Source organism: Methylobacterium sp. E-066, from assembly GCF_022829635.1.
Lineage (GTDB): Bacteria > Pseudomonadota > Alphaproteobacteria > Rhizobiales > Beijerinckiaceae > Methylobacterium.
Window position 1 is genome coordinate 1 of record NZ_JAKSYO010000037.1, and the last position, 15,511, is coordinate 15,511.

Here is a 15,511-nt window from a genome sequence, read left to right on the forward strand (position 1 = left end):
AGCAAGAGACGAGTTCCACCTCGCAGCCGCCGCCCAGAACCTGAGGAAGCTCGCAAAGCTCCTCCCGATCCCGCAGCCGAGCCCGGCCTGACCGGCTGGCGACACCCAGCTCGAGGGCGAGGGCTCATCCCGCCCCTCTCCGATCTCGGCCGCCAACGAGTTTTTCAACGAAATCGGTCGCAAGCAGCCTGTTGCTGCTCCATGGCGCCTCGTTCCGTAAGCGCGCGTTATGCGAACGATTCCTCTGAGGATCGCAACCCGACCGCGGCGCTGCATCCGGACGCGGACATTCCATCTCCGACCCAACCCGGCTGTTCTGAAGCATGCGTAAGCAGCCCGAAAGCGGTCATTCGATCCGATCAGCCCTTCTCGGTGGGGACAGCCATTGCAGGACGGTCGCGATTGCCGAGACGACCAGGACAGCGCCGAGATAAGTCTGGGTCGTACCCAAGAAGCCGGCCAGCGGAACGGCGAAGCCTGCAGCGATGGGGGGGACGCTTAAGGACAGGTAGGTGACCAGAAAGATCGCCGCGAAGAGTTCGGCACGCTCGTGCACCGGGGTAAGCAGCACGAGCGATTGGATAAGGCCGCTGAACGATGCGCCTAGCCCCGCGCCGGCGACCGCGCTGCCGACGAAGAACAGCGCCAACGCTCCGGTGCCGATCGACACGAGCAGGAGGCCAACCCCGGCCGTCACCGCCGCCATGCCCACGACAGCCATGCGCCTAGGCGGCAGGCCACGCATCATCAGCGGCGACACGGCGCCGGCGCCACACAGCACGGCGACGGTGGCGCCGTTCAGCAATCCGCTGCTGACGCCGAAGACAGTGCGCAACAGCGACGGCCCGAGCGCGCTAACGAAGCCGCCCAGCGCCCAGATCGATAGGAGCAACGGCAGCCCGCGCGTGAAGCCGTCGCGCGCCGAACAGGCGACATGCACGCTCGGCACCATGGAACGAAGCAGGCCGGGCACCGGGCTTGCCGTCTTGGGAATAAGCAGAACAATCGACGCACCCAGGCAGAACAGCCCCCCGAGCAAGCCGAACGCCCAGATCTCCGCCCTGTCCGTCACGCCGAGCAGCACGCCGGTGACGAAGGCGCCCGTCGCCAGCCCCGCGAGCGGCGAGATGCTTGTAAACAGGCTGCCAAGCGCCTTGCGGGCCGGTGGCGCCGCCTCGATCACCGCGGCTGACAGGGCGCCGTTGACCACGCCCATGGATATGCCCTGGGCGATCCGGGCGGCCAGCAATCCGCCGATGCCGTCTGCCGTTAGGAAAAGCGCTATGGACACGACCTGGATGACCAGCGCCGCTACGATCACCGGCTTGCGTCCCAGGTGGTCGGAGAGCGACCCGGCCACGAGCAGCGTCACTAACAGCACCAGGGAGTAGATGCTGAACGCGACCGTCAGCATGCCCGGGGAGAAACCCCAACGCTCCTGGAACACGACGAACAAGGGCGAGGGCACGCTGCTCGACACGAAGAACAGGAACAGGATGGCCGCGAGCAGCGGGAACGCGATCGAGGAGGAGCGATGCGGTTGGAGGGCGGGGGCTTCCGGCAAGCTGCTATCCGCGAAGTCGATGGAGGCTCCCGGAACTGAAGCCTGCTCGGCATATCGCGCGGCGCGTCGCAGTGTTGAAATCGAACCTTCTGCCTGTTGTTATCGAGCAAATGGATACCCGGAACCTCGATCTCGGCCTACTCGTCACGCTCGAAGCCCTGCTGGCGGAAAGGAACGTCACGCGTGCCGCCCAGCGCCTGAACCTGAGCCAACCCGCCTTGTCCGCCCGGCTGGCGCGGCTTCGCGAGGCTTTCGGCGATCCCCTCCTCATTCCGGCACAGCGCGGGATGGTCCTGACCCAGCGCGCCGTCGAGCTTCGACAACCGTTGCATGAAGCGTTGGAGGGTGTCCGCAGGGTAGTGGCAGATGGAGCACCGTTCGACCCGGCGACCATGCAGGCCACCCTGGTGATCGCCGCGACCGACTACCAGCAGTATGCGCTGCTCACCCGCTTCTCGGTCGCGCTCAGGACCGAGGCGCCCAAGGTCCGCATTGCCTGGCGTGCCCTGGACGTGCTGGCGCTCGCCACGCAGTTGGAGCGTGGCGAGGTCGACCTAGCCTTGGCATCTTCAGACCATGCACCGGCGGCCATGCGCCAGCGTCAGCTCTATTGTGAGGATTACACGGTGATCGCCCGGCAGGGACACCCGACCGTACAGGGATATGTCAGCCTGGACGTGTTCTGTACTTTGGAGCACGTTGTGGTGTCTCCCCAAGGCGGCGGGTTCTCGGGACCTACCGATGCGGCACTAGAGGCCGTCGGCCGCCGCCGCACCGTAGCCCTGTCCACGTCGGGGTTCCTGATCGTGCCGGAGGTCGTGTCACGATCCGACATGATTGCTTTGGTCCCACGGCGGATCGCCGATGGCTGGTCGGATCGGGTGCAGGTGCTAGACCCGCCGCTCACCATCCCTGTCTTTACCATCGCGAGTGTCTGGCATGACCGGACGACCAACCATCCGGCACAACGCTGGCTGCGTGATCGGCTGACGATGTTGGCCGCCGAGGGATAAGCACCGACCGCACTGCTGTAGGCGGCCATTCACCGGCTTTCTCGAAACACCATCATTTTCGGGAAAGCGCCCCGGATCACTAACGGCAGCTTTCGATATATCCCACGCTCAAAGCAGTCGGGCCGTTTCCCATCCAACCCGGCCATCCAGAGGCACTAACCAACGCGACTGGAACTGGCCGAAAGCCGCCTGTCCGGTTCGGAGAAAGTCGGCCGGAAAAGCGGACAGGCTCCTACCGACCCAACCTAGCCGCCCGGACCCCTCCCGTCGCTTCTCCGAAGCGGCCGTTCGTCGGCGGTCTAGCGTCTTCGTTCGATGCACCCTTTTGCGGTGTGCGCCTTCTCACTGCGTCTATTATAGCAGGTGCCTTAGGGAGCCCAGATGAGCATCAGCATCTACGACGTCAGCGTCCCCGTCTTCGTCAACGCGCTTCGCAACATGAGCACTTGGCTCGACAAGGCGGCATCAGAGAAGCCAGAAGCCGAGTTGCTCGTCCAGCGGCTGGCTCCCGACATGAAGCCTCTGCCTGCTCAGTATCAAATGGCATCCGACAGTGCGAAGAACGCGGTGGCACGGCTGGCTGGGATCGAAGCGCCCTCGATGCCCGACGTCGAGACGACCTTCGCCGAACTCAAGGAGCGCTGTGCCAGGACGATCGCCTTCGTTGAAGGCATCGATCCGGCGGCGCTGGCCTCAGGCGCGGAGCGGGAGGTGGAGCTGAAGTTCCCGAATGGCATGGGATACCGCTTCAGTGGGCAAACCTATCTGACCGGCTTCGCGCTTCCGAACTTCTTCTTCCACGTGACAACAGCCTACGGGATCCTCCGGGGCGCTGGCGTGAGCCTCGGCAAGCCGGATTTTCTCCAGCATCTCGGGCCGCCGAACATTCACGCGGCGCAGTAGTCGCTCCGGTTCCCCGCGGTCGGAGGAGCATTCGACCGTGTCCGACCTAAACAGGTCGTGCTTCAACCCAACGCACGGCATCGATCAGGGCGCGGAGCGCCGGGGTAGCCTGCTGGCTCGGATGGTAGAGGTGGTAACCGGGGAAGGGCGTGCACCAGTCCGCCAGAACCTGCACGAGGTGGCCCGCCTGGATGTCGGCGGCCACATCCTCCTCCAGCATGTAGCCGAGCCCGGCACCGGCCCGCACGGCCGCCCCCCGAGGGCCGCATCATTGACGGTGAGTTGCCCGCTTGCACGCACGCGCACGTCTTGGCCGTCGCGCGCGAACTCCCACGGCAGCAATCCACCCCCGCCGACCAGCCGGTAGTTGACGCAGTTGTGCGCCTCCAGGTCGGCAGGCGTCCCGGGCCACGGATGGCGCGCGAAGTAGGCGGGTGTGCCGACCACCACCGTGCGCAGGTCCGGCCCCAGCCGCACCGCTACCATGTCGCGCTCCACCGTCTCGCCGAAGCGGATGCCGGCATCGAAACGGGCAGTAACGATGTCGGTCAGGCGGTCGTCGATGACGACCTCGACTGATACGGCCGGATGATCGAGGAGGAAGCGTGGCAGGGCTGGGTCAAGCACTCGGCGCGCGGCCGAAGAAAAGGTCGTCAGCCGCAGCGAACCGGACGGCGCGCCGCGCCAGTCGGCGAGCGCTGCAAGCCCGCGCTCGACCTCCGCCAGCGCCGGGGCCAGCGAACGCACGAGCCGCTCGCCCGCCGGCGTCGGCGCGACGCTACGCGTGGTGCGCGCGAGCAGCCGGACCCCGAGCCGTTCCTCCAGCCCCCGCACGGCGTGGCTGAGCGCCGAGGGGGACAAGCCGAGCTCGGCCGCCGCCCGCGTGAAGCTGCGGGTGCGCGCGACCGCCGCGAAGGCCGCGAGATCATCGAGCGTGCCCCGTCGCATTCCTGAACTCCGCTCACAAGCCCTTGCCGATGTTTGGGGCTAATCGCCTACGAACGGCGGCTCTATCCTGTGGGGTATCAGCAGGGATATGCAACAATGGACCTCACGCATTACCGTACGCTCGGCCGCTCCGGCCTTGCGGTCAGTCCGCTCGCGCTCGGCACCATGACCTTCGGCACCGCGCGCTGGGGGCTGGACGAGGCCGGCAGCCGCGCCGTGTTCGATGCCTACCTGGAGCGGGGCGGCAATTTCATCGACACAGCCGATGTGTACGCGGGCGGTGAGGGCGAGGCGATGCTCGGCCGCTTCATCGGCGAGCGCGGCTTGCGCGACCGGATCGTCCTCGCGACGAAATCTGGCTTTGCCACGGGCAAGGGGCCGCACGCAGGCGGCAACGGCGCCAAGCATGTTCACGCGGCGCTGGAAGGCTCACTACGTCGCCTGCAGACCGATTACGTCGATCTCTACTGGGTGCACGTTTGGGACGGGATCACGCCGGCGGAGGAGCTGCTGGAGACCATGGCTGGTCTCGTGCGCGCCGGGAAGGTCCGGTACTGGGGTCTCTCGAACACGCCCGCGTGGTACGTCGCCAAGCTCGCGACGGTGGCCGCAATACGCGGCCTGCCGGGGCCGATCGCGTTGCAATACTTCTACGCGCTCGTGAACCGGGAGGTGGAGGACGAGCATGTCCCGCTCGCTGCCGAGTTCGGCATGGGCGTGGTGCCATGGTCGCCGCTCGCCTACGGGCTGTTGAGCGGCAAGTACGATCGCGTGACGGTTGAGGCTGCGGGTCCGCGGGCAGGCGGCCTGCCGAAGGATGCTGCTCAGTCGGGCGAGGCGCGCCCCGCCGACGACAAGCGTCTCGACGGGTCCAACCCGTTCGGAGACAGCCTGTTCACGCCGCGCAACTGGGACATCGTCGAAGGTGTGCGCCGGGTGTCGGTGGCCATCGGGCAATCGCCGGCGCGCGTTGCGCTCGCTTGGGTGGTCGGACGATCGGGTGTCGCCTCGACGCTGATGGGGGTGAGCCGGCCGGAGCAGGTGGCCGACAACATCGCCGCGCTCGATCTCATGCTTTCCCCAGAGCATCGCGCCGCCCTGGATGCGGTCAGCGCACCGGTGGAGCCGCGTCTGATCTACGGCCTGTCACGACCGTCGTTGCGGCAGGCCGTCGTGTTCGGCGGCGCGCAGGTTCAAGCCCCAAACGAGATGCTCTGAGGAAACCCCTTCCTCGCTCACTCGCTCTCGGGTGGAGCAAGTCACCGAAGGACAGTATTCCGCGTCGTGAGCTTTGGCCGCAAGGTTCGCTTTCAGCGACACGACGCCGAGAGCGGACCGGCAGCTTACCACCCGTCACAGCCGTTCATGGGGGCGATCTACAACGACGAGATCTGGCCGAAAGCCGAATGACTGCTTCTGATTGATGCCGCGCTGAAGCGGACACGGTCGCTCCGGCATCGGTTTGAGGCACCAGTCCGTTATCGCGCCCCGCTCGCTGTGTTCGACCGGTCAGCTACTCAGCGGGATGCCCGCTCCGGCCATGCCGGACAGGACGTGGCGCAGCAGGTCCGATCTCACCCGCCCCTGGCTGCCAGGCACCGTCCGGACCAGCACTGCCATCCTTACGGATGCCTCGGACAGGGCCGTCGCACCCAGGAACGCGGGCGGCGTAGTAAGCAAGGGAGCGAGCGCCTCGTCGGCCTCCACCGCCGCGATAGCCGCAGTGATCACGCCAGCTGCGGCTTCGTAGGGCACGCCGTGCGGCACGTAGATCGGCACCTCCAGCCCTGCCCAGTCGCGCGAAAAGTTCGTCACCGCCTTCAACTCGCCGAAGGCCACCGTGTGCATGTGCCCGCTGTCGTCGCGCAGCCGGACCGAGCGCAGCGAGAACGCCTCGACCCGGCCCTGCAGGCCGCCGCTTTCGATCGTCTCGCCAACTCGGAACGCGTCGTCGAGCAGCAGGAAGAAGCCCGCGATCACGTCGCGCACCAGCGCCTGCGCCCCGAATCCGATCGTTAGGCCGACCACGCCGGCACCGGCCAGCAGCGGCCCGATCTGCAGGCCGAAGGTCGAGGCGATGCCCAGGATCGCCGTGACCGCGAGCGCGACGAGCACTACCGTGCGCAGGGCGGGCAGGACCGTGGCGAGGCGATCCGCGCGCGAGTCGCTGTCCGCCCGGGCGAGACCACGGTCGATCAAGCTGCGGACGATCTGCCAGGCAAGGTCGGCGCCCAGTAGGATCAGCAGGGCGGACACGATCTCGGTCGTAGCCACTGCGCCTAAGCCTTCGTCAGACCCGGGCGCGCCCCGGACCACCAGCAGCAGCCCCGCGATCAACGCGACGTTGCGGGCGGCGTGGGCGACGATGCGCTCCTCGCGTGTCAGCGCTCCCGAGCGGTTCGGACCGAACGCGATCGTGCGCGCCGCGTCGCCGAGCGCCAACGCCAGCGCCGGCGCGAGGCCCATCACCAGCGCGGCCCACGCCACGGCGGAGAGGCAGGCCTGGGCCAGCAGCCACGCGGTGATGGGGACGAGGGCCAGCGCTACAATCGCCGGGCGCGGCGGATGTCTGTCCGCCCCGTGCCGCGCCAGGACGACGGCGCAGACTACCGCCGGTGTCAGGATGGCAGCGAGCAGCAGACCCAGGCTCGTGGATGCGTCGGCGACGGCCGCTCCGGCGCCAGCCAGCCGCAGAAGCGCCGACCACAAGAGCCCCGCCGCCAGGGTAAGAGCCACGACCGTGACACCGTGCTGCGCGCGCCAGGCCGCATTCGTCGGCAGGGCGACGAGGCGCAGCCGCGGTCCGCCGGGGGCGAGCAGGAAGCGGCCGAGCACGCGCGCGCTGCGCACGGCGACGATGGCAAGCAGCACGTCCAGCGCCATGATGCCAGCTGCGGCCGGGGGGGCCGCAGCGAGGTAGGCGAGGCAGGCACCCGCTGCGAAGCTCAGGACCAAGCATTGGGCGAACAGCAGGCGCTGGGCCTGGGCGACAGCCCGCTGGCGCACAGTGGCAAGCGGGCTGTCGGCGATCCGGCGCATCCATGTCGCGGACCAGCGGAAGAACAGGCGCTCGGCGAGCCACCCTCCGAACCAAAGCATGAGGAGTCGCACAGCCAAGCCAATCGGGCTCGTCCGCTCGTCTGCCACGAGCGTTGAGGCGGCTTGGCTAGTCGCTGCGGGGACCCCGGCGGCAGCCGCGACCAGATCGCCCGTTCTGTCGCGGATCGCGCGGAGGTACTGGTCAAGATCGTGACCGAACGCAGAAATACCGAATCCGATTGATGGACCCTGGGCGTGTGCTGTGATGGGGACCATTGTAAGTGCGGCAACGACCAACAGCCGCCCAAGCCGGATCTTCAGCACGTTGGACCTGCATGCATAAATTGCGTCCCGATACTCGAAGGCCGGCGCGACCTCGCCACTCGGGTCGTCCGCCCGCTCCTACACGCCCCCAGCGGCGCGTGTCACCGAGAGCCCTGGACTTTTTGTCTCGGGATCTGATCGCGCATCAGCGGGCGGCATCGGTCGAGCGTACGGGGCAGGCCGACACACCGACTATGACATCGAACATCTCAAGTGATCGACCTCGACCGCGCCGTGATCGTCGACTTCGAGGCCAGCCGTGCGATCCGGCAGGCGGAGGTCGGGGCGGCCCGTACCATGGTCGCGCGCACGCAGGATCGCTTTGGGCTATGGTCGGCGCGGCTTGCGGCTGACCGGTCGTCTATTTTGTCACTCGTGGGGACGGGACGGAGCTGAGTCTTGCGGTTCAACCATATCGCTAACCGGGTGAATCCGGGTCATTTTCAGACCGTCGTGGATATGTTCGTCAAGCAGCTGGGATTTGTGGAACTGCGGCGCACTAATCGGGCCGTATGGTTGCGGCAACCCGGGGCCAATGTGGACCTGCAGCTCAGCGGCAGCGACACCGGGCACCGCGATCAAGACCGAGAGCGCTCGCAGATCTCATTCCTTAGCGGCACCCCAGAAGCTGACCTTAACCGGCTGGCTGCATGGCTCGCTGCGAGGGGGCTACGCGCTCATGTCGGCGCCTATTCCGGTCGCGAATTCTACCTGGACGCGCCGGAGGCGTTCGTCGATTTCGTGGTCGAAGCGATGTTGCCCGAACTGGCGGCCTACGACGTCGTGGCATGACCCATTTCTGCCATCCAGAAGGTCTGATTGGTTGCGACTCGGTTAGCCTCAAATGCCCGGGTCTGGCCGATAGCGGAAGAGCCGCTTCCAAGCGAGCTGTCCACCAAAACGGACGTAAGCTCGGCCAGTTTCCGTACCCGCGCTCTATGTCCGACGCTGCACCAACGCGTAGAGCCCGAGTAGCGCTAACCGGACCGGCTGGCTTTAGACCGGCCTGATGCGAGGCCGACCAACCAGCGCGGGCGGACAAGGTCGGCGCGGGGCGTGCTCAACATGGCCGCTCTGACCGCGATCCGACGCGGCTCCCCCTTCCGCCCCTTCTATGAGCGGCTGGCCCAGCGAGGCCTGCCGAAGAAGGTCCCCTCGTAGCCGTAATGCGAAAGCGCCTGATGACGCTCGACGCCATCGTTCGCGAACTTACGCCATGGCGGTCATTCTCCGCTCGACCTTCAACACGGCCTTAGTCGTCGCGGTGCCGCCATGGAGAACCTGCCGCATAGCGCATCCCTTCATGCTGCATCAGTCGCGCCACCACACAGCAGGAGAGCACATCTGGCTCGCCTGTCTGCACTTCAGTTGCCGAACCCTTCGAGAACCAGCTTGCCCTTCGCCCGTCCGCTCTCGATCAGCGCATGAGCGCGAGTGAGGTTCGCGGCTGCGATCGGGCCGAACGACTCGGCAAATGTCGTGCGGAGCCGCCCCGCGTCGATCAACTGAGACACCTCGGTAAGAATCGCGTGCTGGCGTTCCATATCGGCAGTCTGGAACAGAGAGCGAGTGAACATCAGTTCCCAGTGCAATGACAGGCTCTTGGGCTTGAGCGGCATCACGTCCAAAGTCGCGGGGTCGTCGATCGGTCCGAGGCGTCCCTGCGGAGCGAGGAGTTCGATGATCTCCGGGAGATGAGCACCCGTGCCCGTCGTCGAGAACACGAAGCTCGGTGCGCCGAGTCCCAGCGCGGCCACCTCGTCGGCCAGCGGCTTTCCATGATCGACGACATGGTGAGCCCCGAGATCCCGGCACCATTGCGCAGTCTCGGGGCGCGACGCGGTGGCGATCACGGTGAGATCGGTGAGTTGCCGCGCGAGTTGGATGGCGATCGAGCCGACGCCACCTGCGCCGCCGACGATCAGGATCCCGGGCGCGGCGCCGGGCACGGGCCTCGCCACGTCGAGCCGGTCGAACAGCATCTCCCAGGCAGTCACCGCTGTTAGCGGGAGTGCCGCGGCGGCGGCGAAATTCAGGCTCTCGGGCTTGGGACCGACGAGGCGCTCGTCGATGCATTGCAGCTCCGCGTTGCTGCCCGGCCTGTCGAGGGCGCCGGCATAAAACACCGTATCGCCCGGCTTGAAGAGGCGCACTTCGGGGCCGACGGAGATCACGGTCCCGGCGGCATCCCAGCCGAGGATCTTGGGCTCGCATCCCTGCTTGTAGGCGCCCTGCCGAACCTTGGTGTCGATCGGGTTTACCGAGACGGCCTGCACCCGCACCAGCAAGTCGCGGTCAGTGGGGGCAGGATCGGGGAAGGTCGTGTCCACGAGCGCACCCGGCGCGTCGATCGATGAGCCTTCAGTATAGGTGACAGCACGCATGGTGTTCTCGCGTATTCGGCTCCGCCATCTACCACCTACAACGCAAGCTTCGGCCTGGAGCACACGGACTGGATGGCGTGCGCGAGATGCTGGTCATCGAACGGACCATCATGCCGATGTCCGTTGATGAAGAAGGCGGAACAGCCCTTCCGCATATGACTACGAGACGGGTCATCGCGGCCCTGACACGCATCAGTTCCGGTGCCGTATGTCGCTTCCGAATCAGCAACCGGCGCGCTCATTCGGGGCCTGTATCAGACAAGGTCGCGAAATCCGGGCCTCCATGGAGCAGCGAGAAATTCTCGGTGTCCGGCGCACAGCTAAATAAGACGTCAAACTGACCGGCGTCAGGGCTGCGACGAGCTTTATCCGGTAATCCGTCGCCATCCCGCGGCTCGCATGCAGCGGGGCCGGGCCGAATCCTGCGGAGCCCTGCGGAGCCCTGCGGAGCATCCACGCATGTCCCGAGGACGTATCGGCAGCAAGGGCCAAAATAGCAGCGTGGTGTTCGTCCGAGGGACGCTCGAACGATTCGGGATATCTCGCCGCATGTGTCCAGCAAGCCATCGACCCACTGTTGGAGATCCAAGGTGATTTCGTTCTTGGTCAACAACGTCGACGTCCAAGTTGACGCGCCCGGCGACACGCCCCTTCTCTGGATCCTGCGGGACTGGCTGAACCTGACGGGCACCAAGTTCGGATGCGGCGTGGCGCAGTGCGGGGCCTGCACCGTGCACGTCGATGGCCAGGCGCGACGTTCCTGCGTCACCCCGGTGGCGAGCGTCGCCGGCTCAGCCGTCACGACAGTCGAGGGCCTGGCCGCGACGGCAGGCGACGGTCGCGAGCTCCACCCCCTCCAGGCCGCCTGGATCGAGGTCCAGGCCCCGCAATGCGGCTATTGCCAGTCGGGCCAGCTTATGCAGGCCGCGGCCCTCCTCGGCGAGACTCCCGATCCGTCCGACGACGACATCAGGAACGGCATGGCCGCGAACCTTTGCCGCTGCATGGCGTACGTGCGGATTCAGAAGGCGATCAAGCTGGCCGCCCTGGCCCAGAACGGGGGGCGGAAATGAGCGCGGTCGACGTCACCCGGCGGTGGTTCCTCGCGTCCTTGGGAAGCGCGGCCGTCGCTACGGGTTTCCTCCCTGGGGGCGCGCAAGCTGGTCCCTTGTTCGGCGATGTCTCGTCCAGGGGCTACAGCCCGACACTCTGGTACGAGATCAGCGGGGACGGGCGCATCCTGGTTCACGTCACCCGGGCGGAGATGGGCCAGCACATCGGCACCGCGCTGGCACGCATCGTCGCCGAGGAGCTTGAGGCGAACTGGGACCACGTCGAGGTCGTGCACGTCGACACGGACCCGCGCTGGGGCGTAATGATCACGGGCGGCTCCTGGTCCGTGCACAAAAGCTTCGAAGAGCTGAGCCGCGCCGGGGCCGCCGGCCGCATCGCGCTGCTTGAGGCCGGCGCGAGAATGCTCGGGGCGCCCCTGAAGGATTGCGTCGCTCGCGCCAGCGAGGTGCGGCACGGTGCGCGTGCCATCAGCTACGCCGACATCGTCTCCTCCGGCAGCGTCACCCGCCAGTTCACGGAAGAGGACCTCAAGGCGATCGCCCTGAAGCCGGCGTCGGAACGCCGGTTCCTCAACCGGGACGCCGCCGCGCGCGACGTGCCGTCGAAGGTGAACGGCACCGCCGTTTACGGCATCGACCGCAAGGTCGACGGCATGGTGTTCGCGCGGCCGGTCCTGCCACCGACCCGCTACGGGAACAGCATCGTGAGTTGGGACGACGGGGCCGCCCGCAAGCTCCCCGGCTACCTGAGCACCGTCGTGATCGACGATCCGACAGGAACATGCCAGGGCTGGCTCGTCGCGGTCGCAGAGAGCTGGCCCGTCGCGGCCAAGGCGGCCGATCTCATCGCGGTCAGCTACCGGTCCGATGGTGGCGCGGCGAGCGAAGACCAGATGCTCGCTGAAGGCGCGCGCCTCGTCGAGAATCCGAGTACGGGAGGCATCTTCTTCCAGGAGGGCGACCCCCTGATGCGGATCGCCGAAGCCGCCGCGCTGCACGAGGGCGTCTACCGCACGCACACCGTGCTGCACATGCATCTTGAAGCGCTCAACGCCCTGGCCTGGCAGGATGGGAGCACATGGCACGTGCACGCTGGCAACCAGTGGCAGTCGGTCACGCTGCCGCTCGTCGCCGAGGCGCTCGGGATCGATCAGGCCGATCTTGTGTTCGAGACTTCCTACCTCGGCGGCGGCTTCGGCCGGCGCCTGTACTGCGAATACATTGTCCCGGCAGCGCTCGCGGCGAAGAAGATGGGTCGACCGGTCAAGCTCATCTTCGCGCGGTCGGATGACACGAAGTTCGACCAGCCGCGCTCGCCTACCGTGCAGAGACTCCGCTCGGTGACCGACGGGCGGGGAGCGCTTCTGGCCTACGACCACAGGTGCGCATCGGGATGGCCGACCCGCTCGATCTTTCCGGAGTTCCTGGCGCCGAGCGCGGACGGGCACGGGACGGTCGATGTGTTCGCCATCAACGGCGCGGACCATTGGTACGACACGGCGAGCCAGCGGATTCAGGCGATCTGCAGCGACGTCGTCCATGCGACGATGCTCCCTGGATACCTGCGGTCGGTGGCGCCCGGCTACACCACGTGGGCGGTCGAGACGCATATCGATGAACTCGCGCACAAGCTCGGTCGCGATCCCGCCGAGTACCGGCGCGCGCTGCTCGGCGCGAAGGGCCGCAACGGCGGCGCGGCTCCGCACGCCGTCGGTGGAGCCAATCGCCTCCGAGCCGTCATGGAGCGCGTCCTGGAGAAGGCCGGGTGGTCCGCCCGGGAAGCGCTGCCGCCCAGCAAGGGTATGGGCTTGGCGCTCGGCACCGGGCAGGAACGCGACATGCCGACCTGGATCGCCACGGTGGCGCAGGTCGCCGTCGACACACACAGCGGTGCCGTCACAGTCGAGAGGCTGACGTCCGTCGTGGATGCCGGCACGCTGGCGCATCCGGACGGTGCGCTGGCCCAGGTCGAGGGGAGCATGCTCTGGGGCCTATCGCTCGCCCTGTTCGAGAGCACGGAATACGAGAAGGGCCTGCCCCGGGACCTCAATCTAGACACCTACACGCCATTGCGCATGACCGACGTGCCGGAGCTGGACATCGAGTTTCTGCGCAACGATCACATGCCGGTCGGCCTGGGCGAGCCCGGCGTCATCTCGATTGCGCCGGCTATCGGGAACGCGATCTTCGCTGCCATCGGGGCCCGCGTGCGCGACCTTCCCATCCGCCCAGCGGCGGTCCGCGCCGCGATGGGAGCCTGACCGTGCGCGTCGCGATCCTGACGGCGGCCGCGGCGCTGTCCACCACCGTGGCCCTCGCGGCGGAGGCCGATCTGCGCCGTTCAGAGTCCTTCGACGCGATACAGAACAGGATCGAACGGTCCGTCGCCCTGTTCGGGGAGATGGCGAAGGTCATCACGCATCCGCGCTGCATGAACTGCCATCCCGCCGATAACATCCCGAGGCAGGGAGACGATCAACGACTTCACCGTCCCCCAATGATTCGCGGCGGCGAGGCCAGCTTCGGCCCGTCCGGCCTGCACTGCAATTCCTGCCACGGTTCCGAGAACTTGGCGGTCGTAGGCCACGACAGGGACATACCGGGACACGACCCATGGCAGTTGGCGCCAGCCAATATGGGCTGGATCGGGCTGTCGGTCCACGAGATCTGCGTGCAGCTCAAGGACCCGGCCCGAAACGGCAACCGCTCGCTGGCGGACATCAGTAAGCATCTCGCAACCGACGGTTTGGTCGGCTGGGGCTGGCATCTTGGCAAGGGTCGGGAGGCTGCTCCCGGGACCCAAGAGATCCTCGGCGAACTGACGCAAGCCTGGATCAAGACTGGGGCAGCCTGCCCGAAGTAAGGGACCTCGAACGGGACAGCTCCACGACAACGTGAGGGTCTTACAAAATCGGAAAACCAGCACTTAGGCCGGACCAAAGCGACGGGAGGACGTCAAGCTTCGCCCTCCTGCCTCTGATCGGGACGTCGCTCCTCCTCGGCTCTTTCTGAGGATCCGGCTGGCTCGGCGTACTGGTACCGTTGCTGTTCGCCCGAACCCTCGTCGAGGAGGTGGCGCTGCGGAAAGACCTCGCGGGATACCAGGACTACACGTGCAGTGTCCGTTAACAGCTGGTGCCCGTCTATGAACATCGCGCCGAAACGATCAGAGAGGGAAATCCTCGCGTGAGCACCAAAAATGTTGTTCTCGTCGCCGGCGTGCACGGCGTGTCCGGCAACGCGGCAGCCATAGCCTGGGCCAACACCTCAGATGCGACCGTGTACGGTCTATCCCGCCGTGACGCGTACCTTCCCGAAGGTGTGAAAGGCATCACGGTCGATATGCTCGACCGCCACGATGTCGAGCGCAAGCTAAACGGTCGCGGCGACATCACGCATATCGTCTTCGCTGCCTACATCGAGAAGGCGAGTGCTGCCGAGCGCTCAAAGACAAACGTGGCGATTTTGAAGAACCTCGTCGAGGTGGTCGAGACAGTGTCTCCGACGCTGAGGCATGTAACGTTCTACCAAGGCGGCAAGGCGTATGGCTCCGACCTTGGACCTTTCAAGACGCCGGCCCGCGAGGACGATCCGCGTCTCATGTCGCCGAATTTCTACTACGACCAGGAAGACTTCCTACGACATCAGCAAGTCGGAAAGGCGTGGCATTGGACGGCCCTGCGCCCGGAAGCCATCATCGGTTATGCAACCGGCAACCCGATGAACCTGGGCATGGCAATTGCCGTCTACGCGGTCATCTCCAAGGCGCTCAACATTCCCCTGCGCTTCCCCGGTTCGCCGGCAGCCTATGGCGCCCTCTATCAGGTGAGTTCAGCGGACGTCCTGGCAAAGGCGACGGTGTGGGCAGGGGCCACGGAAGCTGCCCGCGACAACATCTTCAATATCACGAACGGGGATCAGTTTCGCTGGCAGCACATGTGGCCGCGCATTGCCAAAATGTTTGATATGGAGGTCGCCGATCCGGTTCCGATGCCACTCACTTCTTATATGACCGACAAGACAGAGCTCTGGAGCGAGATTGTCGCCCGGTACAATTTGCTTAGAACGCCCTATGAGAAATTGGTTTCGTGGGATTTTGCGGATTTTATATTCAACAGTGGCTTCGATAATGTGTCGAGCACAATCAAGGCGCGCAAGGCAGGCTTTGTCGAGTGTATCGACACCGAAGAGATGTTCCGCATTTTCTTCGCGTCCCTGCGCAATAGGAAGGTCATTCCTTAGCGTTGAAGTCGCATATTCTCT

12 protein-coding genes and 3 pseudogenes are annotated in these 15,511 nt (G+C 66.1%); 11 read left to right on the plus strand and 4 right to left on the minus strand.

Going from position 1 to position 15,511, the window contains the following annotated elements; translation table 11 throughout:
* Positions 1 to 346 precede the first annotated feature (346 nt).
* Positions 347 to 1,564 (minus strand): MFS transporter, encoded by a 1,218-nt coding sequence (locus MKL20_RS02865; RefSeq protein WP_244035402.1) that lies wholly within the window; start codon positions 1,562 to 1,564, stop codon positions 347 to 349.
* A 74-nt stretch (positions 1,565 to 1,638) separates the two neighbouring features.
* On the opposite strand from MKL20_RS02865, the gene MKL20_RS02870 reads away from it, so the two are divergent.
* Positions 1,639 to 2,577 (plus strand): LysR family transcriptional regulator, encoded by a 939-nt coding sequence (locus MKL20_RS02870; protein WP_244035403.1) that lies wholly within the window; start codon positions 1,639 to 1,641, stop codon positions 2,575 to 2,577.
* A gap of 381 nt (positions 2,578 to 2,958) precedes the next feature.
* Complete coding sequence (locus tag MKL20_RS02875; RefSeq protein WP_244035404.1) at positions 2,959 to 3,480, plus strand: DUF1993 family protein; 522 nt, start codon at positions 2,959 to 2,961, stop codon at positions 3,478 to 3,480.
* A gap of 46 nt (positions 3,481 to 3,526) precedes the next feature.
* Here MKL20_RS02875 and MKL20_RS02880 read toward each other — a convergent pair.
* Positions 3,527 to 4,428 (minus strand): annotated as a pseudogene (locus MKL20_RS02880) (LysR family transcriptional regulator).
* 96 nt (positions 4,429 to 4,524) lie between these two features.
* On the opposite strand from MKL20_RS02880, the gene MKL20_RS02885 reads away from it, so the two are divergent.
* Positions 4,525 to 5,646, plus strand: a complete 1,122-nt coding sequence (locus MKL20_RS02885) for an aldo/keto reductase (RefSeq protein WP_147854088.1) — start codon at positions 4,525 to 4,527, stop codon at positions 5,644 to 5,646.
* Between the two features lie 291 nt (positions 5,647 to 5,937).
* On the opposite strand, the gene MKL20_RS02890 is transcribed toward MKL20_RS02885, so the two are convergent.
* Positions 5,938 to 7,527, minus strand: coding sequence for a mechanosensitive ion channel family protein (locus MKL20_RS02890; protein WP_244035405.1), 1,590 nt, complete (start codon positions 7,525 to 7,527; stop codon positions 5,938 to 5,940).
* 474 nt (positions 7,528 to 8,001) lie between these two features.
* Between MKL20_RS02890 and MKL20_RS02895 the strand changes: the two are divergent.
* From MKL20_RS02895 to MKL20_RS02905, 3 genes and pseudogenes are all read left to right on the plus strand, one after another.
* Positions 8,002 to 8,145, plus strand: a pseudogene (locus MKL20_RS02895) (IS5/IS1182 family transposase); the annotation flags it as partial.
* A 45-nt stretch (positions 8,146 to 8,190) separates the two neighbouring features.
* Positions 8,191 to 8,583, plus strand: a complete 393-nt coding sequence (locus tag MKL20_RS02900; protein WP_244035406.1) for a hypothetical protein — start codon at positions 8,191 to 8,193, stop codon at positions 8,581 to 8,583.
* Between the two features lie 208 nt (positions 8,584 to 8,791).
* Positions 8,792 to 9,047, plus strand: a pseudogene (locus MKL20_RS02905) (IS110 family transposase); the annotation flags it as partial.
* A gap of 108 nt (positions 9,048 to 9,155) precedes the next feature.
* On the opposite strand, the gene MKL20_RS02910 reads toward MKL20_RS02905, so the two are convergent.
* Positions 9,156 to 10,175 carry a zinc-binding alcohol dehydrogenase family protein gene (locus MKL20_RS02910; protein WP_244035407.1) on the minus strand — a complete coding sequence of 340 codons (1,020 nt, stop codon included), beginning with the start codon at positions 10,173 to 10,175 and terminating at the stop codon, positions 9,156 to 9,158.
* 77 nt (positions 10,176 to 10,252) lie between these two features.
* Here MKL20_RS02910 and MKL20_RS02915 point away from each other — a divergent pair, with 77 nt between their 5' ends.
* The 5 genes from MKL20_RS02915 (at position 10,253) to MKL20_RS02935 (ending at position 15,490) form a co-directional block, all read left to right on the plus strand.
* Complete coding sequence (locus tag MKL20_RS02915) at positions 10,253 to 10,516, plus strand: hypothetical protein (protein ID WP_244035408.1); 264 nt, start codon at positions 10,253 to 10,255, stop codon at positions 10,514 to 10,516.
* 249 nt (positions 10,517 to 10,765) lie between these two features.
* Complete coding sequence (locus tag MKL20_RS02920; protein WP_409568105.1) at positions 10,766 to 11,248, plus strand: (2Fe-2S)-binding protein; 483 nt, start codon at positions 10,766 to 10,768, stop codon at positions 11,246 to 11,248.
* On the plus strand, positions 11,170 to 13,509 hold the full coding sequence (locus tag MKL20_RS02925) for a xanthine dehydrogenase family protein molybdopterin-binding subunit (RefSeq protein ID WP_244035409.1): 2,340 nt from the start codon (positions 11,170 to 11,172) through the stop codon (positions 13,507 to 13,509). The genes MKL20_RS02920 and MKL20_RS02925 overlap by 79 nt, the downstream gene beginning before the upstream one ends.
* A gap of 2 nt (positions 13,510 to 13,511) precedes the next feature.
* A complete protein-coding gene (locus MKL20_RS02930; protein WP_244035410.1) occupies positions 13,512 to 14,111 on the plus strand; it encodes an Isoquinoline 1-oxidoreductase subunit in 600 nt (199 codons plus the stop codon).
* Positions 14,112 to 14,434: 323 nt separating this feature from the next.
* Positions 14,435 to 15,490 (plus strand): SDR family oxidoreductase, encoded by a 1,056-nt coding sequence (locus tag MKL20_RS02935; RefSeq protein ID WP_244035411.1) that lies wholly within the window; start codon positions 14,435 to 14,437, stop codon positions 15,488 to 15,490.
* Positions 15,491 to 15,511 lie beyond the last annotated feature (21 nt).